At 38.5% G+C, this 21869-nt stretch carries 19 protein-coding genes; 14 read left to right on the forward strand and 5 right to left on the reverse strand.

From position 1 onward, the window contains the following. The first annotated feature begins 286 nt into the window (after positions 1-286). The 8 genes from AAC388_RS02760 (at position 287) to AAC388_RS02795 (ending at position 9894) form a co-directional block, all read left to right on the forward strand. Complete coding sequence (locus AAC388_RS02760) at positions 287-1558, forward strand: HAMP domain-containing sensor histidine kinase (RefSeq protein ID WP_342371154.1); 1272 nt, start codon at positions 287-289, stop codon at positions 1556-1558. Between the two features lie 67 nt (positions 1559-1625). Then, positions 1626-4376, forward strand: coding sequence for a bifunctional [glutamate--ammonia ligase]-adenylyl-L-tyrosine phosphorylase/[glutamate--ammonia-ligase] adenylyltransferase (glnE, locus tag AAC388_RS02765; protein WP_342371155.1), 2751 nt, complete (start codon positions 1626-1628; stop codon positions 4374-4376). 24 nt (positions 4377-4400) lie between these two features. After that, complete coding sequence (locus AAC388_RS02770) at positions 4401-5327, forward strand: branched-chain amino acid transaminase (RefSeq protein WP_035358556.1); 927 nt, start codon at positions 4401-4403, stop codon at positions 5325-5327. A 67-nt stretch (positions 5328-5394) separates the two neighbouring features. Next, entirely contained in the window at positions 5395-6285 is an 891-nt protein-coding gene (locus AAC388_RS02775) for an ELM1/GtrOC1 family putative glycosyltransferase (protein ID WP_342371156.1), read from the forward strand. A gap of 22 nt (positions 6286-6307) precedes the next feature. Next, positions 6308-7336 (forward strand): glycosyltransferase, encoded by a 1029-nt coding sequence (locus AAC388_RS02780; RefSeq protein ID WP_342371157.1) that lies wholly within the window; start codon positions 6308-6310, stop codon positions 7334-7336. Continuing rightward, positions 7333-8088 (forward strand): polysaccharide deacetylase family protein, encoded by a 756-nt coding sequence (locus AAC388_RS02785; protein ID WP_342371158.1) that lies wholly within the window; start codon positions 7333-7335, stop codon positions 8086-8088. Before AAC388_RS02780 ends, AAC388_RS02785 begins: the two co-directional genes overlap by 4 nt. Continuing rightward, positions 8085-8852, forward strand: a complete 768-nt coding sequence (locus tag AAC388_RS02790) for a glycosyltransferase family 2 protein (RefSeq protein WP_342371159.1) — start codon at positions 8085-8087, stop codon at positions 8850-8852. The genes AAC388_RS02785 and AAC388_RS02790 overlap by 4 nt, the downstream gene beginning before the upstream one ends. A 7-nt stretch (positions 8853-8859) precedes the next feature. Further along, positions 8860-9894 carry a glycosyltransferase gene (locus AAC388_RS02795; protein WP_342371160.1) on the forward strand — a complete coding sequence of 345 codons (1035 nt, stop codon included), beginning with the start codon at positions 8860-8862 and terminating at the stop codon, positions 9892-9894. Here AAC388_RS02795 and ghy read toward each other — a convergent pair. Then, the gene (ghy, locus tag AAC388_RS02800; protein ID WP_342371161.1) at positions 9891-10781 is read right to left on the reverse strand and encodes a glycosyl hydrolase Ghy; all 891 of its coding nucleotides are present in this window, start codon (positions 10779-10781) and stop codon (positions 9891-9893) included. The genes AAC388_RS02795 and ghy overlap by 4 nt on opposite strands. Positions 10782-10849: 68 nt before the next feature. Between ghy and AAC388_RS02805 the strand changes: the two genes are divergently transcribed. Both AAC388_RS02805 and AAC388_RS02810 read left to right on the forward strand, forming a co-directional pair. Next, positions 10850-11605 (forward strand): glycosyltransferase family 25 protein, encoded by a 756-nt coding sequence (locus AAC388_RS02805; RefSeq protein WP_039762845.1) that lies wholly within the window; start codon positions 10850-10852, stop codon positions 11603-11605. Between the two features lie 8 nt (positions 11606-11613). Next, positions 11614-12564 carry a lipooligosaccharide outer core biosynthesis glycosyltransferase GtrOC6 gene (locus tag AAC388_RS02810; RefSeq protein ID WP_206236638.1) on the forward strand — a complete coding sequence of 317 codons (951 nt, stop codon included), beginning with the start codon at positions 11614-11616 and terminating at the stop codon, positions 12562-12564. Positions 12565-12601: 37 nt separating this feature from the next. On the opposite strand, the gene AAC388_RS02815 is transcribed toward AAC388_RS02810, so the two are convergent. Beyond that, entirely contained in the window at positions 12602-12820 is a 219-nt protein-coding gene (locus tag AAC388_RS02815; protein ID WP_014207632.1) for a hypothetical protein, read from the reverse strand. Positions 12821-13027: 207 nt separating this feature from the next. Here AAC388_RS02815 and AAC388_RS02820 point away from each other — a divergent pair, with 207 nt between their 5' ends. Continuing rightward, positions 13028-14056 (forward strand): stealth conserved region 3 domain-containing protein, encoded by a 1029-nt coding sequence (locus AAC388_RS02820; RefSeq protein ID WP_342371162.1) that lies wholly within the window; start codon positions 13028-13030, stop codon positions 14054-14056. Between the two features lie 59 nt (positions 14057-14115). Here AAC388_RS02820 and aspS read toward each other — a convergent pair whose 3' ends face one another. Both aspS and AAC388_RS02830 read right to left on the reverse strand, forming a co-directional pair. Beyond that, positions 14116-15900 (reverse strand): aspartate--tRNA ligase, encoded by a 1785-nt coding sequence (aspS, locus tag AAC388_RS02825; RefSeq protein WP_032062597.1) that lies wholly within the window; start codon positions 15898-15900, stop codon positions 14116-14118. A gap of 170 nt (positions 15901-16070) precedes the next feature. Continuing rightward, positions 16071-16835 (reverse strand): DUF4184 family protein, encoded by a 765-nt coding sequence (locus AAC388_RS02830; RefSeq protein WP_086393593.1) that lies wholly within the window; start codon positions 16833-16835, stop codon positions 16071-16073. 136 nt (positions 16836-16971) lie between these two features. On the opposite strand from AAC388_RS02830, the gene znuD reads away from it, so the two are divergent. Then, positions 16972-19047, forward strand: a complete 2076-nt coding sequence (znuD, locus tag AAC388_RS02835; RefSeq protein ID WP_342371163.1) for a zinc piracy TonB-dependent receptor ZnuD — start codon at positions 16972-16974, stop codon at positions 19045-19047. A gap of 75 nt (positions 19048-19122) precedes the next feature. Further along, positions 19123-20586 carry a phospholipase D family protein gene (locus AAC388_RS02840; protein WP_342371164.1) on the forward strand — a complete coding sequence of 488 codons (1464 nt, stop codon included), beginning with the start codon at positions 19123-19125 and terminating at the stop codon, positions 20584-20586. A 277-nt stretch (positions 20587-20863) separates the two neighbouring features. Here the strand turns inward: AAC388_RS02840 and AAC388_RS02845 are convergent, their stop codons facing one another. Then, complete coding sequence (locus AAC388_RS02845; protein WP_002116392.1) at positions 20864-21310, reverse strand: hypothetical protein; 447 nt, start codon at positions 21308-21310, stop codon at positions 20864-20866. A 165-nt stretch (positions 21311-21475) separates the two neighbouring features. Here AAC388_RS02845 and AAC388_RS02850 point away from each other — a divergent pair, with 165 nt between their 5' ends. Then, complete coding sequence (locus tag AAC388_RS02850; protein ID WP_005064209.1) at positions 21476-21859, forward strand: RcnB family protein; 384 nt, start codon at positions 21476-21478, stop codon at positions 21857-21859. The last annotated feature ends 10 nt before the right edge of the window (positions 21860-21869 follow it).

The following is a 21869-nucleotide window of genomic DNA, read 5'->3' on the forward strand; positions in this document are numbered from 1 at the left end:
TATAATTCTTATTCAAATATTATTTTTTATTCTGTTTTTGCTAGTATTCTGAACTCGCATTTCTAACATCTTACAACTGTCTACCTTCAAATATTTGTTGTATTTTCCTCAAGCATACCCACTTTATGTATCTGAAAACCTTTAATTGAAACTTCACATTTCTATTTTGAAAAGAACGTTGCTCTTTTAATGTACTGTGTTAAAGTTTGTAGTAGATCATAATGATTATAAGTACATTTATTGAAAGCGGTTCCGACCAAAAACGACATAATCTGTGAGGCGGGCAATGGCATTCCAACGTTTAGAACTAAATCAGGTTGAGCAGTTAAGTGCTTGTAGGATATCTCTGTTGCTTGGATTAAACGCCGAGCAGAACTACATCGAGCAATTTTTCCGGTTTAGTCTTCGTCTTTTGAATTGTAAAAAAGCCTTATTGACTTTTAATCAGGAACCTTACTTTTGGCACCGTTGCCCTGAAGGCATGACGGCAATTTCGTTTAAGCCATCGAAGCATTTAAAACAGTGCTTCGCCAAACAACAGATCATTAATCACTTACATCCCTCATATCAAAATTTAATCAACTATTTAAAAGAATTAAATATTGAGTGCAGCAGGGCATTGGCTGTGCATCTTTTACACCCTGATAAAACCTCAATGGGGTTTGCTGTCTTTTTCGATGATGATGCGTCAACGTTTGAAGATGATGATATTCAATTATTGCTCGATTATTGTTCTAGTTTTATGCAACAAGTCGAGTTGAAGTTTAACTACGAAGAGTTAAACGAACTCTATGAGCAGCAAGTCGCGATTAACTCAAGTAAAACTAAATTTTTCTCGATTATTTCGCATGACTTACGAGCGCCATTTCATGGTCTGCTAGGTTTTTCAGAAGTACTCGCCAAAGAGCGTGAAACTTTAGATGAATCGAGCATTCAAAACATTGCAGACTATCTATATGACACTTCTCAATCGACCTATAACTTGCTCGAAAGTTTACTGACATGGGCGATGGCTGAGGGTGGGCGTTTTGTTTATCACCCGATTAACTTTAACCTTAGACAAGTCAGTAATATCGTTTTTGATGTTTTATATACCTTAGCTTTAAAGAAAAATATTGAATTGGTGAATGCTGTTCCAGAAGATTTAAAAATCTATGCTGATATCAATATGATGACCTCAGTGATTCAAAACTTGGTGTCAAACGCGCTGAAATTTACAGATGTTGATGGTTCGGGCAAAGTCTTTATTGAAGCCAAACAAACTGGCGAAAATATTGAAATAACAGTGCGAGACACAGGTCTCGGTATGACCAAGCAACAAATGGCGAATTTGTTCCATCCACGTATTACGGCCAGCTTCAAAGGTACCGCAGGTGAAAAAGGTGCGGGTTTAGGTTTGAGCTTGTGTAAACGTTTTGTCGAGATTAACCAGGGGAAAATTAATGTCAGTTCCAAAGAGGGTGTTGGAACTACATTTAAAGTTTTATTACCTTCGGCTCAAGACAGTCATGATCCTCATATCGAATATCAATCATCATCGGAAGCAAAATTAGTCTAATCCCTTTTCCTACCACTACTCGAACTGCTATAACTAAAAAGAGAGTACGAGGAAAAGAGCTTTTTATATGAATGCGGAGCAGTTACAAAAAACATTGCGTGCTAGTCAGTATGCAGAACAAGTTTTAGGCCTGCATCAGGCTGTTTTAGAACAAGATTACCAAATAGATCAATTTACTGCACCGCTCTCAACTGATCAAATTTATCAATTTGTACAAACCACATTAGATGGAATTGGTGACGAAACATCTTGGATGCGCGCACTTCGTATTTTGCGTGGTCGTTTAATGTTTCGCTGGATCTGGCAAGATGCCAATCAGCTTACCGATGTTGTCACACTTACTCGTGAACTTTCTGATTTTGCCGATGCCAGCATTTGTGCGGCAAAGGCTTTTGCACGTGTAGCACTCGTAGCGAAACACGGTGAACCTGTCGGTTACTCTGGCAAAGTTCAAGATTTGATTGTAGTTGCGATGGGTAAGCTCGGTGCACAAGAGCTTAATCTCTCGAGTGATATTGATCTAATTTTTGCCTTTGATGAACAAGGCGAAACCAATGGTCGTAAATGCATTGATGTACAGCAGTTCTGTATTTTATGGGGACAAAAACTCATTTATTTGCTTGAGCACATTACCGCAGATGGTTTTGTGTTTCGAGTAGACATGCGCTTGCGTCCTTGGGGGGATGGCTCGGCATTGGCGATTAGTCATGCAGCTTTGGAAAAATATTTAAGTCAGCATGGTCGTGAATGGGAACGCTATGCATGGATTAAGGCACGTGTTGTAACTGGGGGTAAAGAAGGGCAAGACTTGTTAGAAATGACACGTCCTTTTGTTTTCCGTCGCTATGTCGATTACACCGCCTTTGCTGCTATGCGCGATATGAAAGCGATGATTGAGCGAGAAGTTCTACGCCGTCATATCGAGGATGATATTAAACTTGGGGCGGGTGGTATTCGCGAAATTGAGTTTATTGTTCAGGTCTTTCAGCTTATTTATGGAGGGTCTAAACGTGAGCTGCAAGATCGCCAGTGTTTAGTTAGCCTTGAGCACATTGGCGAAGCAGGTTTGTTAGAAAGACAAGCCGTTTTAGAATTAGAAGATGCCTATCTGTTTTTACGCCGTGTTGAACATGCAATTCAAGCCCTCAATGATCAGCAAACTCAGCTATTGCCAGAAGAAATTGACCTAAGACAACGCATTATAGATACCTTGGGCTTTGCGAGCTGGAATGAATTTATTGATATTTTAAACGAGAAACGCCAGAAAGTAAAAGTTCAATTTAAGCAATTGATTGAAGACACAAGTTCAAATGCAGCGACTGAAAACTTTGGGCAGTTAGAGCAGCAATTAGATGAAGTGTTGGATGACAATGCGAAAAATCTGATTCATGAGTTTTGGCACGGTCATGCACTTAAAAAACTACCTTCAAATGCAGTTCAGCGTTTAAAAACATTCTGGCCTCATTTAATTGAAGTGATCTTACAGTCCGAACAACCTCAAACAGCACTTTTACGTTTAATGCCGCTGATTGAATCGGTCATGCGCCGGACAGTGTACTTAGTCATGCTGATTGAAAGTAAAGGGGCATTACAACGCTTAGTTAAAATGGCGACCGTAAGTCCATGGATTTGTGAAGAGCTAACGCAATATCCAGTACTGCTTGATGAGTTTTTATCGATGGACTTTGAATTACCAAAACGTAAGGACTTGGAAGACTCATTACGTCAGCAATTACTTCGTATCGAAATTGATCAGGTTGAAGATCAAATGCGGGTACTTCGCCTGTTTAAAAAGAGTAATGTGTTAACGGTCGCTGCAAGTGATGTGTTAGCTGAAAGCCCTCTTATGAAAGTCTCTGATGCATTAACTGATATTGCTGAGGTTAGTGTGAATGCAACACTTAATTTAGCTTATCAAACAGTAGCAAAACGTCATGGTTACCCTTGCGATGTTGATGGAAAACGCTGCTCACTCGACTATAAAGCTTTTGCTGTCATTGGTTATGGCAAAGTAGGAGGTATTGAGCTGGGCTACGGTTCTGACTTAGACCTTGTCTTTATTCATTATCTAGATGAACAAGCAGATACTGATGGAACGAAGTCAATTAGTGGCTTTGAATTCGCTATGCGTGTTGCCCAAAAGTTTATGTCTTTGATGACTACGCAAACGCTAGATGGTCGTGTTTATGAAATTGATACACGCTTAAGACCTTCAGGTGAAGCAGGTTTATTGGTAACAAGTCTAAAAGCCTATGAACACTATCAGTTGAAAAGTGCATGGCTTTGGGAGCATCAGGCATTAGTACGTGCCCGCTCTATTGCAGGTGATGAGATACTTTGCCAGAAATTTGAAATATTTCGACGCGAGATATTGACTCAATCTAGAGATGAGGCTTATGTTCGTGAGGAAGTGTTGAAAATGCGTCAGAAAATGAAAGACCACCTAGGTTCGTCTTCTGAACAAAAAAAACATGGTATTTTTCATTTAAAACAGGACGCAGGTGGTATCGTCGATATCGAATTTATGGCACAGTATGCTGTACTTGCATGGAGCGGGACGAAACCCGATCTCGCCCATTATTCTGATAATGTAAGAATATTAGAAGATGCTGCTAAAGCAGACTGCTTATCCAGTGAAGATGCCACAGCATTAATTCGAGCCTATCTTAGTGAACGTGCCGAAAGCCACCGCTTAGCCCTTGCAAATCAATCCATGCAAGTCAGCGCAGCGGACTGGCGTAGTACCCGTGCGGTCGTTTGCAATTTATGGCAAAGATTAATAGACCCAACCGCCTCGGTTGAGTTGGATAGTGAATGATTTTATAACAATTTGGAGTGTTCCATGAATTTGGCTGATCGTGATGGTTTTATTTGGCAAGATGGAAAATTAATTGATTGGCGTGATGCAAAGATTCACGTATTAACCCATACTTTACACTACAGTATGGGCGTATTTGAGGGTGTTCGTGCTTATGAAACTCCTAAAGGTACTGCCATTTTCCGTCTTCAAGACCACACAAAACGTTTGTTAAATTCAGCAAAAATTTATCAAATGAAAGTGCCGTATGATCAAGCAACGCTTGAACAAGCACAAATTGATGTTGTTCGTGAAAATAAATTAGCTTCTTGCTATTTACGTCCGTTGATCTGGATCGGTTCAGAGAAACTAGGTATTGCAGCAACAAATAACACGATTCATGCCGCTGTTGCTGCGTGGGCGTGGGGTGCATATCTTGGTGATGAAGCGATGGCGAATGGTATTCGCGTTAAAACTTCATCATTTACTCACCATCATCCAAACGTGACCATGTGTAAAGCAAAAGCATCTGGTAACTACACGTTGTCAATTCTTGCTCACCAAGAAGTTGCACACTCAGGTTACGATGAAGCAATGTTAATGGACCCACAAGGTTATGTATGCCAAGGTTCAGGTGAAAACGTATTCTTAATTAAAGATGGCGTTTTACATACTCCAGATATCGCTGGTGGTGCGCTTGATGGTATTACACGCCAAACAGTCATGACGATTGCGAGAGATCTTGGTTATCAAGTTGTTGAGCGTCGTATTACACGTGATGAATTCTACATTGCAGACGAAGCATTCTTCACAGGTACTGCTGCGGAAGTAACACCAATTCGTGAATACGATGACCGTCCAATTGGTGCAGGTGGCCGTGGCCCAATTACTACTGAAATTCAAAAGACTTACTTTGATGCAGTTCAAGGTAGAAATCCGAAATATGAACACTGGTTAACTTACGTAAAATAAGTTAATCCGTTAACATAAAAAGGCGAACTTTGGTTTCGCCTTTTTATTTTTGGCTTATGGAGCTTTTATGCATATTGTCTATGTCTCTGATGGTAAGGCAGGACATCGCTCACAAGCATTAGGCTTGTTTCAGGCGATGCAAAGACAACAGGCAGATACAACTTTTGAAGAGATCCTCATTTCTGATTTACCTATTATTTCTTTAATTCAGGTACTTTTCTCTTCAAAAAACTCCTTATTTCAACAAGCCCCCGATTTTATATTTGGAGTGGGCAGTCACACTCATTTTCGGGTCTGGTTACTCGGTAAAATTTTTAGAAAAGCTAAAACTATTATTTTGATGAAGCCTAACTTACCTGTGGTTTGTTTTGATTATGCTGTTATTCCAGAACATGATGGCATTCATGCCGATAGCCATGTGATTGTCACGCGTGGTGCACTCAATCCCATTCGTAATGAAAACCGCCATCAAACAGCCAGAGTTTTAATAGCTTTAGGTGGCTCATCTAAACGACATCAATGGAACCAAGATAAAGTATTAAGCAGTGTTCAAAAAATTGTTGAGAATAATCCAGACTCTGAAATTATTCTGACGACTTCACGCCGAACGCCAGCAGGATTTATCGATATTTTAAGACAGCAAAGCTTTGCCACACATTTGCAAATATTTCCGGTTGAGCAAACACCTCAAGGCTGGATTTTTGAAGAAATGCAAAAAGCAGAAGCTGTTTGGGTGACAGAAGACAGTGTATCTATGATTTTTGAGGCACTTACTGCGGGTTGTCGAGTAGGGGTAATGGCAATGGACCGTTTGAAAGACGACCGCATTACCTACTCAGTTGATCAAATGTTAGAATCAAAGTTAATTTCACAGCAGACTTGTGTTGTACAGTTACCACAACCTTATGCTTTTAAAGAAGCAGACCGTGTGGCAACATACCTTTTAGCGAAAAATTAAATTTTTTATTTTGAGTAAATAAATGAAAATATTGCATATTGCGAATTTTGGCTTTAATAAACAAGGCGCCCATTTTTACTGCACAGACCGTAAAATTTCTGCCGGATTAATTGAAAATGGCCATTTCGTTTATGACTTTAGTTTTCGTGACATGGCTCGCATGGGAACCATTTTTAAAACAAAAAAACTGGGTGCCAGTTGGGCCAATAAAGAAGTACTAAAAGTCGTTAATAATATTGAACCTGATCTGGTACTTATCGGACATAGTGATTTAATGAGTCCAGATGTCCTTAGACAGATTAAAGAATCTTATCCAAATACTAAAATTGCATTTTGGTATGTTGACCCGCTTTATCTCGAAAGCAAACTCGATTTCGTAAAAGCATTTTCACCTTATCTGGACGCTATTTTCTGCACAACAGGTGGCGAATATCTACAAAAATTAAAGCAGCCTCATTTAAGCGTCGCCTATTTGCCAAATGTTGGTCACCGTAATGTAGAAACGCTACAACAATTTTCAAACGCTAACACAGACAAGACTTTTATCTTCTGTGGCGTGGTTTATAAAGAACCTGAGCGTGAGAAGTTCTTAAAAGATTTGGCAGATGCATTGAAACAAGGCCATGTGAACTATCAATATTATGGTTGCTTTGAACAGCCAGGTGTTTACGGTAAAGGTTATTATAAGGTTCTGTCTGAGACAAAAATGGGACTCAATTACTCACGCCGTAATGATGTAACCTTGTATAGTTCTGACCGTATTGTACAACTGACCGGTAATGGTTTACTCACCTTTAGCCCAAGAATTCCTGGCTTTGAAAAACTCTACACTGAGCAGGAAGTGGTTTACTTTGATGATCAGTTCGACTTGGCCAAAAAGATACAATTCTTTGATCAGAATCCAGAGCAAGCTGAAAAAATAGCGAAAGAGGGATGGGAGAAAACACGCAAATCTTTCAATGCTAAGCGCATCACCCAATTTATGATTGAAGTGACATTTAAGCAGCCCCTTTCAGAAAATTATGAATGGTCACATGAGGTTTATGCATGATGTGGTTTTTGTACGTTGCGGTAGGCCTACTAGCACTTGCTGCACTGTTATATGTGCTGGGTAATTATACATTTTGGCTTCCGTTTCGTTCGAGCAAACTACCACGTATTGTCATGCTGCATCAGGTGACCCCTAAAGATGCGGCCTCTGGCATGAATATGCCTCCTGAAAAGTTTGAACAACTCTTACAGTTGTTGACGCGTAAAAAAGCTACTTTTTGCCTTGTCTCTGAGCTTGAACAATATCGTGGTCAAAAGAACGTTGTTGCTTTAAGTTTTGACGATGGCTTTATGGATAATTATCTATATGCCTATCCATTACTTAAAAAATATAATGCAAAAGCAACCATTTATTTGGCGACACAAATTGAAGGAATCGAAAAGCTAACTCATGAGCAAATCCATGAAATGGCAAGTTCTGGCTTCATAGAGTTTGGTGCGCATACACAACATCATGTGAATTTACTTAAGCTTGATGATCAAACCGCTTATGATGAAATGCTTCAATCTAAAAAAGATGTTGAAGCTTTGGTTGGAAAATGCCCTAGCTTTGCCTATCCATTTGGTCGATTTAACGAAAAGCACCAGAAAATGGCGCAAGAGATTGGCTTTAAAAACGCCGTATCAACTCGTAAAAAAATCGAAGCGTACGAAGCAATTAATCAATTTAATATTCCACGTGTCAGCACGCATGGTGCCATGAATGCTTTACAGATGCGTATCGCCCTTGCTAAAGGACGTTATAAGTTATGAATAAAATTCCATGTAGTGTCTATATTGTCACTTTAAATTGTGGCGCTTGGTTAGAGCGAACTTTGCAAAGTGTCAGTGATTTTGATGAAGTTATTATTTTAGACTCTGGCAGTACTGACAATACTTATGAAATTGCACAGCGCTTTGAAAATACGCATATTTCTCATCAAGATTGGCAAGGTTATGCTGGGCAAAAAAGTTTGGCTTTAGCAAAATGCCGAAATGATTGGGTACTCAATTTAGATGGTGATGAAGTCTTATCTAATGAGTTAAAACAAGAGATTGTTGAAACGATTCGACAGAACAAGCTTGATGCATTAATCACACCCATTAATGATGTGTTCTTAGGTGTTCCCAACAGCAAACATACTAAAAAGCATGCAAAAGTGCGTTTTTTTCGCAAGTCTAAAGGGCATTACGACCTTGCCAATAAAGTCCATGAAAATGTGATTGTGGATGGTGAATCTCAGCGCGCTCAACATGATATTTATCATTATGGCGAGTCGAGCATTTTTGTTAAAGTCGAAAAAAATAACCAATATTCCAATTTAAAAGCATTAGAGAAATTCCAAAAAGGAAAGTCTCCAAGCGTTGCAAAATTGGTTTTGGTGATGCCAGTGACTTTTATGAAGTCTTATTTCATTCGCCGTAGTTTCTTAAATGGTTGGCGTGGTTTCGTAAATAGTATGATTAACGCATTTTATGCATTTCTAAAAGAAGCCAAACTATTTGAACAGACTCTGAATAAAGATAAAAATAAGTAGGCGAGCTATGAAAATTGTTCAGGTATTGGCAACGAGTGGTGGAATTGGTGGTTTAGAGCAGCACACTTTTAATCTTGTTAATGAACTCGCTTTAAACCATGAAGTACATGTGATTGCACATCCTTGCTATGTAGACAAGTTTAGCCAACAAGTACATTTTTATGCTGTCGATTTTGCACGTAGCCGTTGGAATATTTTTTTACTGTGGCAACTTAAAAATCTTATTCAGCAAATTCAACCCGCTATTGTTCATGCACAAGCAGGAAAGGCGGCTGAACTGATTGCCCGCATTAAGCTATTTTTATCTGGCCCAAAATTTGTGACAACAGTACACGGCACTAAAAAGAATAAATCTGCTTATTTAGCTGGTGATGCAGTTATTGCAGTGAGCCAAGCACTAACGCAAGGTATTCCTGAGTCTAAAGCACACGTGGTTTATAACGGTGTATATCCTCAACCCGTACTTACAGTTGAAAATAAAGAAAAGTTACTTCAATCGATTCAAAAAGATTTTGCTGAACTAGACACAAGAAAAAAAGTTGTTATGTGTATTGGGCGTTTAGAACCAGTAAAAAATATCAGTTTATTGATTGAGTCGATGCAACAGATCGATGCCAATTTATGGATTATTGGTGACGGTTCACTTCGAGCAAGTTTAGAAAAACAAGTCAGCGAATTGAATATGCAAAATCGGGTCGCTTTTCTTGGGTTTAGAACTGATGCGCGTGATCTGGTGCAACTGGCTGATATTGTAGTTTTATCATCAGACCGTGAGGGTTTTCCACTCGTCATGGTCGAAGCTTTACAGGCTGATAAAGCAATGGCTTCAACCAAAGTAAACGGTGTGGTTGAGTGGTTGCCAGAGCAATATCTAGCCGAAATTGGAGATGCACAAGGTTTAGCAAAAGCGATTGAATATGCACTGCAACCTGAGGCTCAAAACAACTTTGGCCCTTTATATGCAAAAGCCAAGGCCGAACTGACTGTACCAGCCATGGCTGAGCAGACGCTTAATATTTATAAAGGCCTGCTAAAAACTTAATTATTTTTTGGTGTAAGGCGGATGGCATCAAGTACTACGAAGTTATCTTCGACATTAATGGTATGACAACCGTCATCTGCTTGATTCCAGTCTGGTAAAACGACTTCTAGTAATTTTTCTTTATAAGCTATTGGGCTAAGCTGAGCAATCGCTTTTAATTCGATATTGCCGCCATATCGCTTTAAAGAATCTTGGCTTGGTCGAACCAGTTGCCCTTTATAAATAAAAGGTTTGCCTGCCATACGGAACTGCTGACTGCCTCGGCACACTGGGTTCATTGGGTGCTCTTGCCAGTTCGGATTTAAAATATCTTCGGTAAAGAACAGGTCTAAACGGTCACCAAATTTCTTACAATCACGACGCGTTGAGGTAAAAAGATACCATAAGCCCTCATGGTAAAAAGGGGTGCTATCGACTGCTTCAATATTTTCAATAAGGTTAGAATGCTTTTCCCATTTTAGCGGAAACTCAGTACATTTCCAAAGTTCGATGGTCTTGTTGGCAGAAGTTTCTGGGACCATATACCAAGTGTTATCTATTTTAAATACGCAAGGGTATGAGAGGTGGTAATCGAGTTTTAAAATGGTTTCAGGCGGGGTGTAAGTACCATCCCTAAAGACTTCTAAAACTGAAAGAAAGCCTACCGGATGCTGATCATCGACTTCTTCAAAAAAAATGAAATGACGGCCATTTTCATAAGCATAAAAGCTGTCTGCAAATGTAAACTTTCTAGGAGAGTGGATCTCAAAGAGTGAATCTAATTGCTCGAGTGTATTAAAAGGTTGCTCTAACCAGCCAAAACGCATATACCAATGGGAGTCAAAAGTTTTCGCTTTTTTTGCTTGTTGGTACTTGTACCATTTTTTTTGAATCAGGCGATTTAGCATTAAATTTTACACTCGATATAACTATAATTAGATAGACTATCCCTGTCTCATTTTAACATTTGAATGAAATGAAAAAATATTTAATCAGTATTGAATCTGCTAATAGCGAACGTTTAAAAAAGTTGTACTCTCAAGCAACATTTTACAAATATCGCGATGAATTTAAGCAATTTGGGGTTATAGGAAAAAATTTAAGTGTTAGTGAGTATTTTCAACAGGGTGTAGCTGGTAAGAAGAAACCGATGACACCAGGTGAGCTTGGTTGTGCAATGTCACATATAGCTGCATTAAAAGATTTTTTAAGCTCTGATGAAGAATATGCCATTATTTTTGAAGATGATGTGATTGAACGTTTTGAAATTGATTTCCAAGATTTAGAAAAACATATTCATTCTTTGAATTTAGGTCCTTGCTTTTTCTTAAGCTTGGGCGGTATTCAAATGAAAATATGCAATCGTGTTCGTGGAAAATTTTTACCCGAAGAATTGTATAACCAAAAAGTTTTAAAAGTTGATTACGACTATCTTGAAAAACTTGCCTATGCATATGCCTATGTTGTAGATCGTAAAATGGCTCAAATGTTAGTTGATTATCATCAACCGATAAAAATTTATGATCATTGGCAGGACCTTGTTGGACGAGGGGATTTTAGTTTCTATGTCAGCTTTTTATTCGATCACCCAATTATTGAAAATAATGATGCATTAAGTTACTTAGAAAAGGAAAGGAGTCTAGTTACGCCTCTTTCTCAAGATGATAGTGATTTATTACGTTACTTAAGAGTTAAACTAAAGAAATATATACTTAATAAATATATAATTTAGTCATTTTTATGGGTTTTATTGATAATTTTATGATTAAGCAAAAAAATATTATTATCGGGTCAGCTACTGGATATGATGCTGACCTCATCTCTTCTTTTGTATATTCTTTGGAAAAAGCAAACTTTGATGGCATATTGGCTTTAATTATATATAAAGAGCAAATGACAGAATTTGTTAATGCATTTTCAGATATCAAAAATTTTAAAATTGAATTTAAAGTTTCAACTATTGGAAAATTTAAATCAAAGTCAAAATATTCAGGTGTTTATAAATTCAAGTTTGTAAAAAATCTTCTTAAGAAAATTATTGGCTTAACTGTAAATGAAGAAAACGCTGATTCAAAAATAAAAGCGCTTAAAATTACAGGCTATCCGCATGTGAGCCGTTTCTTTGAATATAAAGAAATTGTAGAAAGCCATCCTGATGCTTCACATGTATTGCTTAGCGATGTTCGAGATGTTTTTTTCCAAAGTAACCCTTTCAAAAATCTTGGCAAAGGACTATTGGTTGGGATGGAAAATCCAAATTTCACCATAGGTACTGAGCAATATAACCAAAAATGGATCTTGGATGCATACGGTGAGGACTTTTATAATCTTGCAAAAGATGAGCAAGTTTCTTGTTCAGGTGTCACTATTGGTGATCATGAATCAATTAGAGTCTATATCAATAAGATGATCGAAGAATTCTGCAAACAGCCATATCAAAAAATGTCTGAAAGAATTTATGATCAAGCTATGCATAATAAATTATTAATTACTAATAATTTAGCTGATGTAACACGCTGTCAGCCATTTGAATCCATTATTGTAACCCTAGGGTTATACCCAATAGATCAAATTGCAGTTAATGATCAGGGATTTATTATCAATCGCAATCAAGAAATCATTCCTATTGTCCATCAACATGACAGACATCCGGAACTGATTCAGTTATGTGATAATTATATTGGGAAATAAATTTAAGATTTTCTAAATTTTATGTGGGATGCGGATATTAATTTTTATCCGCATTTCCTTTTAAAACCATATAAATCAATGCAACAAATATAAGCAATGCACCAACCAAGCTACTTACACAGAAAAATAAAATTCGTTGATTTGTAGTCATGTTAAATAATTCATTTGCAAGAATATAGCGCATGAAAAACCATTGTGCGAGAGAGAATACAATCACGACTAAAGCATGTCGACGAACGTCAGGACGCATTGCCATAATGAATTACCAAGGGAGAAAAGAAAGAGTGGGGGTATTATGCCATTTGCCTACTACCATCTCAATAGAGTCTTAATTAAGCAAATTCTGTAGAAAAAGTAAAATTATGGATAAATTGTGAAGTTTTATTAACATTAATAAACTTGGTATCCGATTTTTATCGAATTTTATCTAGTAAATTGCTGAATTTATTTGGATATATGTTTGATGCAGCCTATAGATTTTGTAATGATTTGGGTGGACTCAACCGATACGAAATGGCAGCAACAATATCTATATTATAAATCCAAAGAAACTAAAACTAAGATCGATGAACTCGCTGACCAATGTCGCTATCGTGACTGGAATAATCTTCATTTTTGGTTTAGATCTGTTGAAAAATTTTGTCCTTGGGTTAGAAAAATTCATCTTGTGACATGTGGTCATTTCCCAGAATTTTTAGTCAGCAATCACCCCAAGTTAAATCTAGTTACCCATGATCAAATTATAGAGCCAACCTGTTTACCGACCTTTAACTCACATGCCATCGAAATCAATATTCATAAAATAGAAGGCTTAGCAGAACACTTTGTCTATTTTAATGATGACACCTTTATTAATAGTCCTTTAGAGCCAGAGTTCTTTTTTAAAAATGGTTTACCTTGTGATGGTATTCAGCTACAGCCTTTAATGGTCGTGGGAGAAGAGAACTTTTTAGGCGCAGTTGCATTGACTGATGTCGCAATCATTAATAAGTATTTTGATAAGCGGAAATTATTTCATAATAATCCCTATGCACTTTTTAATCATCGCTACTCTATGAGTAATAATTGGGGGAATTTTTTAAGTTTATATAACCGAAAATTTTCGAGCTTTTATAGTACTCATTTGCCTCAACCATTTTTGAAATCAGTGTTTGAAGAAGTTTGGCAAACTGAAGAGACTTATTTAAAAGAAGTATCAAGTCATCGTTTTAGACAGCCTTTAGACGTTAACCAATATTTGTTTAGGTTATGGCAGTTATGTTCATCCCGCTTTTATCCTGTAAATATATTTGAGCGTGGCCAAAATTTTAATTTAAGACTGCAAAACCTTCCCGAAATTAATCAAATTATTAAAAATGGACGGCTTCCACAAATTTGTCTAAATGACGATGAACAAGTGGTCGATTTTGAAAAACTAAAAACAGAAGTTATTCAAATTTTTGAACAAAAATTTAATACGCTTTCAAGTTTTGAAAAAGAAATGTCTCATTAAATTTTTCTCAATAAAAAACCCTGCATAAGCAGGGTTTTTTAATTTGAAGATCTAAAAAATTATTTAGATTCTTCAGCTTTTGGCTTTTCACGTAAGCGGATACCCAAGTCACGAAGCTGGTTTGCTTCAACAGGAGCAGGTGCTTGAGTAAGTGGACATTCAGCAGTCTTAGTTTTCGGGAACGCAATAACGTCACGAATTGAAGTCGCGCCAGTCATAAGCATAACTAAACGGTCAAGACCAAATGCCAAACCACCGTGAGGAGGAGCACCATAACGAAGCGCGTTAAGTAAGAAGCTGAATTTCTCTTCTGCTTCTTCATCAGAAATACCAAGCGCTTCAAAAATCGCTTTTTGCATATCTAATGTGTAAATACGAAGTGAACCACCACCAACTTCAGTACCGTTCAATACCATGTCGTAAGCAACAGAAAGTGCTTCACCTGGATTGCTCTTCACGTCTTCTACGCTAGATTTAGGTAATGTGAATGGGTGGTGAACAGAAGTCCATTTACCATCGTCAGTTTCTTCAAACATTGGGAAGTCAACAACCCAAAGTGGAGCCCACTCACAAGTTGAAAGGTTCAAGTCGTGACCAATCTTGACACGAAGCGCACCCATTGCGTCATTTACAACTTTAGCTTTATCAGCACCGAAGAATACGATATCGCCATCTTGTGCGCCAACACGTTCCAACAGCTCAAGTACAATCGGTTCAATGAATTTCACGATTGGAGATTGAAGACCTTCAATTCCTTTAGCGAGTTCATTAACTTTAATATACGCTAAACCTTTTGCACCATAGATGCCAACGAATTTGGTGTATTCATCGATTGCACTACGTGGCAATGAAGCTGCACCAGGAACACGTAAAGCAACAATACGACCTTTAGGATCTTTTGCAGGGCCAGCAAATACTTTGAACTCTACTTCTTGCATTAAGTCTGCAACGTCAACGAGTTTCAACGGAATACGCAAATCTGGTTTGTCAGATGCATAGTCACGCATTGCTTCGCTATATGGCATACGGCGGAATTTTTCAAATTTTACGCCAAGCAAGTCGTTAAATAATTTAACAGTCATGCCTTCCATCAAATCCATGATTTCATCGTCGTTTAAGAACGATGTTTCAATGTCGATTTGAGTGAATTCTGGCTGACGGTCAGCACGTAAGTCTTCATCACGGAAACATTTCGCGATTTGGTAGTAACGATCAATACCACCCACCATCAATAATTGTTTAAACAATTGCGGTGATTGTGGAAGTGCGTAGAAGCTACCATTTTGTACACGACTTGGTACTAAATAGTCACGTGCACCTTCAGGAGTTGCACGAGTTAAAATCGGAGTTTCAACGTCTAAGAAACCGTGATCGTCTAAATAATTACGGATCAAGTTAGTTACTTTAGAACGGAAACGTAAGCGATCTAACATTTCTGGGCGACGGATGTCCAAGAAACGATATTTTAAACGGTGTTCTTCTGACACGTTAATGGTGTCATCATTTAACGGGAATGGCGGAGTTTCAGAAGCAGCAAGAACTTCGATTTCTTTGCCTAAAACTTCGATTTGACCACTCACCATATTTTGGTTTTCAGTACCTTCATAACGGCGACGAACACGACCTGTAATTTTTAATACATATTCAGAACGTGCTTTATCTGCTGTTGCAAATGCTTCTGGAGTATCTGGGTCAATAACCACTTGAACGAGACCATCACGGTCACGCATATCAAGGAAAATAACACCGCCATGGTCACGGCGACGATGTACCCAACCGCATAGTGTAACGGTCTGGTCGATTTGGGCTTCAGTTAAAGAGCCACAGTAATGAGTTCGCATCATGATGAAGATTATCCAAACTATATTGGCTGAAAGGACGGATGCGTAAACCGCGCACCGTCAAAAAAGTAAGTTTTCGATTATGCCTTGTTGGATGGTTTGTCACAAGAACTAGATCAAAAAACCGCAGAAATTAAGCTGAAAATGAGCAATTTGGCAGCAACTTTAAGTATTCACCCCATTCTTTTTTGCCGATCTAAAACCAAGAATAGTAAGCATCCTAAGCTAAAGCTACTTAGCCAGCCTTGCATAAATTCATTAATAGAACGACCAGTGAAATAATAGGTATCGGCATGCCAAACTTCATGAGGAATGTAGCGGGCATAATCCCAAAAAGAGAATAAACCTAACACTGTAGATAGAATTAACAGACACCATGCGAAAATTTTAATTTTATAGTTTACTTTCCAGTGTTGTTTATAGCGCTGATAATAATGAACACACATCCAAGCAATAAAAGGTAGCGCAAGAGCAGAGGAGCCTAGCTGTAAAAGACGATGTAAGGGATAAGGGTGTCCCAAAAGATGAACTGTGGTCGCTAATACATCTTTAAATATAAAAGTCCGAAAGTCTGAGTGTGTTAGGCCATCCCAAATTAAATGAGTGGCAATCCCTAAAATAAGCGCGAGTAATGTTCCAATCAAAAATAAAAACATACGTTTTAAAGAGTGGAGGTCAAGATCATGTTGAATACCCAAAAAACGATAAATTACAGGCCGGTAAAGTAAATACCAAATAGCACAGAATAATAATCCTAATGCAAGATTTGGGTAGAAAAGTCCTTTCCATTGATGTGTCAACATCCCTGACTGCATTGTAAATAAGCGGTAAAGATCGGGTGTCATACTTCCAATTGCTAGAGCTGCAACTGGTAAAGTGTTTCGGCTAAGCTTTGAAAGAGGAGGAGCTATAACGGCATGAGAGATTGTAAAAGGCATTATAAAACAGAGATTACTCACATCATTTAATTGCCCAGTCTAACGAATCAGCCGATTGGAAATGTTTTTTATTGCAAAAAGACTGAAATGTTATAATATAACAAAACAAAAGGCGTAGCGATTAGAGAATCACCTCATGTTGTTCTATAAAAATATTTTGACCTTATCCATTTTAGCTGTCATATCCGTACCTTCGTTTGCAGCAGAAAGTGAAAATGTTGAAAAGCTAGAAACCATTCGAATTAAGGCTCATCCACTTGAGCAAACTTTACAAGATTTTGCTGTGGCAGATACTGTTGTTGATCAAAAGCATCTGTCGCAAGGCGCTGCTACCATTGGGGATGCACTCAGTAGTGAAGTCGGAATTTACGCGAATCAGTTTGGGGCTGGTTCGAGTCGCCCGGTCATCCGTGGACAAGATGGACCACGCGTTAAAGTACTTCAAAATTCATCAGAAAATATTGATGTATCGACCTTGTCTCCTGACCACGCTGTCACTGTAGATCCTGTGCTTGCAAAGCAAGTCGAAGTAATTCGCGGCCCTTCAACTTTACTGTTTGGTGCGGGGACCGTCGGTGGTTTAGTTAACGTCATTGATAACAAGATCCCTACGCAAATGCCTGAAAATGGTTATGAAGGACAAGTTGGCTTACGTTACAACACTGGAAGTGATGAAAAACTGGCGAGCGCTGGCGTAACTGTTGGCCTAGGCAGCCAAGTTGCTTTACGTGTTGAGGGGTTAACTCGTGATGCGAATAATTATATTGCTCCCAATTATATTCATGAAGGTGAAAAAGAGCGCCGTGTAGACAATACTTTTGCGCAGGGTGACTCGGTTAATGTTGGTTTGTCTTGGATTTATGACCGTGGTTATACGGGTATTTCTTATAGCAACCGCAGAGACCAGTATGGCTTACCGGGGCATAGCCATGAGTACGAAAGTTGTAGCGCTCATCTAGGTGGAAGACCGCATTTGCATTGTGGAGACCATGAACATGAAGAGGGTGAAGAAGCTCACGATCATGAGCATGAAGAACATGAGCACGAGCATGGCGGCCCATGGATTGATTTAAAATCTGAGCGTTACGATTTTAAAACCGAGTTAAATGATCCATTTGCAGGCTTCCAAAAGTTACGTGCGCAAGCAAGCTATACTGACTATCAGCATGATGAAATTGAAGAGGGAACAATTGCAACCCGATTCCAAAACAAAGGTTATGATGGACGTATTGAGTTAGTACATAACCCGATTGCAAGTTGGGAAGGCGTAATTGGCGCACAGTTAGGTCAACAGAAATTAGATTTAACTGGCGAAGAAGCATTTATGGCTCCGACCACTACCAAAAAGTGGAGCGTATTTGCTTTAGAACATAAACAATGGAAAGACGTACATTTTGAGCTTTCTGCCCGTGCAGATCAGCAAGAAATTGATGTAGACGATAACTCTAAACAAGATTTTGATGGTTCTGCATTTTCTTACGCAGGTGCTGCGAATTGGGAGTTTGCACCGAACTATAAACTGTCTTTTGTCGCTTCACATCAAGAGCGTTTGCCTTTAGCTCAAGAGTTATATGCAAATGGTGGGCACTTTGCGACAAATACTTATGAGTTAGGAAATGATCAACTCAGTAAGGAAAAATCGAATAATGTTGAGTTAGGTTTGCATTTTGATAATGACAAACTTGATTATCATCTTCATGTGTACCATAACTGGTTTGATGACTACATCTATGCGCAAACCCTTGACCGTTATAAAGACTTCCGTTTAGTTCAATACACTCAAGATAAAGCACGCTTCTATGGCGCAGAGGGTGAAATTGGTTATCAAATTACCCCAATGTACAAGATCAGTGCTTTTGGGGATTATGTGCGCGGTAAAATTGATGCAGAAGGTAATGCTCCACGTATTCCAGCAGGACGTTTAGGTACTAAAGTCGATGCAGATTTTGGTGATGGTTTTAGTGGTTCTGCCGAGTACTACCATGTCTTTAACCAAGATAAGATTGCAGCTTACGAGACCGAAACTGAAGGCTACAACATGCTTAATCTTGGCGTAGCATACTCTGGACAATATGGTGCAAAAACTGATTACCGTGTTTATATGAAAGCAAATAACTTGTTAGATGACACGGTTTATCAACATGCTTCATTCTTATCAAATATTCCACAAGTTGGACGTAATTTTACTGTAGGTGTTGATTTTAGTTTCTAAGGCTTTAACACGAAACTAAACTTGAAAAATCAATCCAAAAGACCTAATTTGAAAGCATCAAGTTAGGTCTTTTTTATGCGTATTTTTCAACGAATTCATCAAAAAATAAATTGGTCAGGGCGTCGTTATATGGCGGTATTACTTTGCGTTGTTGCTATTGCATATCTTGCATCAGCGATTTACCACACAGTAAAACCATTACCACAAGGGATTAACTTTAGTGGCAAGCTTAGACATGCCGATGTCAAATTTTTAGCAGACAAAACTTATCTTGATGCAAAAGGGCAACAGGAGGTTGATCAGCACATCTTTGATGAAATCTTGAAAATGATTGATGAGGCAAAAACCACGATTGTGGTGGATATGTTCTTGTTTAATTCTGAAGTAGGTGACTCAAAACTCAAGCAAAGACCATTAATGCAAGAGCTAACCGATGCATTAGTAAGTAAGAAAAGACAGAACCGCCAAATTCAGATCGTTATGATTACCGACCCGATTAACTCGGTTTATGGTGGTATCAGCCCTGAACACTACCGTCAGTTACGTCAGGCAGGTGTTGATGTGATTGAAACGAACTTAGCCCCTTTACGAGCTTCTAACCCGTTTTGGTCTGGGTTCTGGTACATCTGCTGTCAAAATATTGGCAATAACCCTGAAAAGGGCTGGTTACCGAATCCATTCGGTGATGAAAAAATTACACTGCGCAGCTATCTAAACTTATTTAATTTTAAGGCAAATCACCGTAAAACTGTTGTCGTTGATACCGATGCTGGTTGGAAGTCATTGGTGACCTCAGCAAATCCACACGATGGCAGTTCTAGACACTCTAATGTCGCGTTGGTTGTAACAGGGGCAACAGCTGCTGATGTTCTTCAAACTGAAGCTGCAGTTGCACAAATGTCAGGCAGTAGCTCTCCATCGCTCATTTTAGGTGACTTTGAAAAAGACGTTAGCAAGCCTCAGGTGCAGGTGTTAACTGAAGGCGCAATTTATCAATCTGTATTGAAATTGATTAATTCAGCGAAGCCGAAAGAGCATCTTGATTTAAGTATGTTCTATTTGTCTGAACGTAAGATTATTAAAGCTCTAAAAAGTGCTCAAGAACGAGGTGTTGTTGTTCGTGTTTTACTCGATCCAAATAAAGATGCGTTTGGTCGACAAAAGAATGGTATTCCAAACCGTCAGGTGGCTTCAGAGTTACATGCTACCGGTATTCCAATCCGTTGGTGTGATACTCATGGCGAGCAGAACCATAGCAAAATGATCTTGAAATATAATGCCCAACACGCTGAGTTGATTGTAGGATCTGCCAACTTTACGGCCCGTAATTTAAAAAATTATAACCTTGAAACGGATATGTTGGTCATTGGCAAAGTTCAAGATCAAGTTTTTAAAGATGCACAAGATTACTTCAATACCTCGTGGTCAAACCTAAAAGATAGACAGATGAGTGTGGATTACGTGAAGTATGCAGATGAGTCTAAAGTGAAGTATTGGATTTATCGTTTTATGGAATGGTCAGGATTATCGACTTTCTAATTCTATTTTTTTATATAAACGTTGAGGCTATATGTTCACGACGGAGTCTTACTTAGTCTCACCCTAAAACTAGAGCTCATTCGTTACTTTGGTTTTGCCCAAAGTAACCAAAGGCATTTGTCATCCACAAAACCTGTTCAATATCTTCATTTAACCGATTTTATTGCAAATACAATATATTCATAAATTTCGGGCAGGTTGTGGATGACATTTAGCACAAGCGAATATTGGAAAATATTAATTTCTATATCCTTAGCCTACCCATCATTGAAATAATTTAAGGCGCTGGCGGAATCAACTGATCCAACGCTTTATCATCAAGTTTTTCGATTTCACTCAAATCCGTTTTAATTTTCCACTGTGACTCGTCGTCAACAGGATTTGGCAAACGCGCTTCAAGCCAATCGCAAACCACATCCGGAGAAAATTCAGGATGGTTACATTGAATAATCCATGATAAAAAATCTTTCGCTTCACCATTCATGTAAGGCGGTGGTGAAACAGGGAAGAATAATGTGGGTAGGCGTTCATTTGTCGATAGATAATTTAAAACATGACCTAATTCTTGAACTGTTTGCCATGCAAGTGCATGCTCTACGTCAATACTGAACTTAAACCACCAAGCATGTTCGCCATCTGCTCCATGAGCCATAATACGGGCTTCTTGTACACTTGGAACTTTGCAAAAAAATTGATGAAGACGCTCAAAACTGATTTCAGACACAGCAATTGACCTAGTTTGAAAAATGCTAATGGTAGCACAGATACAGATTCTTCATATTTTCTTTATAGTCATTACAAAGTTTAGCAATCAAAGCGGTTTTATTCATGGTTTCTCCTTGAGTCTCTTTTAATCTAGCTTCATATCAAGATTAAAAGGAAATAGGCCATGAAAAAGCCAATCGTTCTTGTACTTTCGACATTAATGTTAGGTATATCAGCTACCGCGATGGCCGATTCTGGACACCGTTGGAACAATGACCATGGTAAAAACTATGATCGATATGAGCATCGTGATGACCGCCGTCATGATTATCGTAATGATCACCGAGCGCCAGTTTGGTCAAATGCTGATCGTGGTAAGCATTATGGTAACTATGTTGCTTTTAAGCGTGGTGAACGTATTCCTGCTCAATATCGCCATAGCCGCTATTATGTTTCGGACTGGAGAGCACACCGTTTATATGCGCCACCACGTGGATACCACTGGGTTAAAACACCTAATCAATACTTATTAGTAGACTCAAGACACAACATTTACCGAGTTCGTTAAACGTAAAAAT

This window comes from Acinetobacter sp. D009 (assembly GCF_038562025.1).
Classification (GTDB): Bacteria; Pseudomonadota; Gammaproteobacteria; order Pseudomonadales; family Moraxellaceae; genus Acinetobacter; species Acinetobacter pittii.